We start from the raw sequence: 530 nt of genomic DNA, 5'->3' as shown, positions 1-530 counted from the left end.
GCGACGAGGGCCTGGACGACCCACCCGGCGGTGAGTGCCCAGGGCTTCGTGATCATCCCCGCGATCGCGATGCACGCGAGGGCGAGCACCGCCCCGGCGACGATCGCCCACCACTGCTCGACGCCATCGGGGAGCTGACGCAACCCGAAGATCGTGAGTCCGACGAGGAAGACCACGATCGCCTCGAACCCCAGCACGACGGGTGCGAGCTTCTGCACGAGGGTGCGCGGCGGGCGCGGACGACGCGCTGGTGCGGCATCGGCGCTCATGCGCGCCACCCCGCCTTCCAGTCCTCGTCCTGCGACAGCGCGATCGCCTCTCCGGCGAGCACCACCGAGCCCGCGATGATCACCGCGCGGCGGTCGGAGGAGGCGGCCCACTCGCGCGCGGCGTCGGCGGCGTCGGCGAGAGAGTGGTGCACGGTCGCCCGCTGGCCGCTCTGCTCCACGAGATCGGCGATCGCATCAGCATCGCTCGCTCGATCCGAATCCGGAGCGGTGGCGAAGACGTGTGCCGCCCTCGGGGCCAGC

1 protein-coding gene and 1 pseudogene are annotated in these 530 nt (G+C 72.5%); both read right to left on the bottom strand.

What is annotated here, in order from left to right:
* Window positions 1–269: DUF4233 domain-containing protein (locus DSP71_RS24325; protein ID WP_258546551.1), on the bottom strand; the 269-nt coding region annotated here is incomplete at its 3' end.
* Window positions 266–530: pseudogene (locus DSP71_RS24320) on the bottom strand (dihydrofolate synthase); the annotation flags it as partial. The gene DSP71_RS24325 and the pseudogene DSP71_RS24320, both read right to left, overlap by 4 nt.

Source organism: Microbacterium sp. H6, from assembly GCF_003314775.1.
GTDB lineage: Bacteria > Actinomycetota > Actinomycetes > Actinomycetales > Microbacteriaceae > Microbacterium > Microbacterium oxydans.
This window is presented reverse-complemented; position numbering and strand designations above follow the sequence as displayed.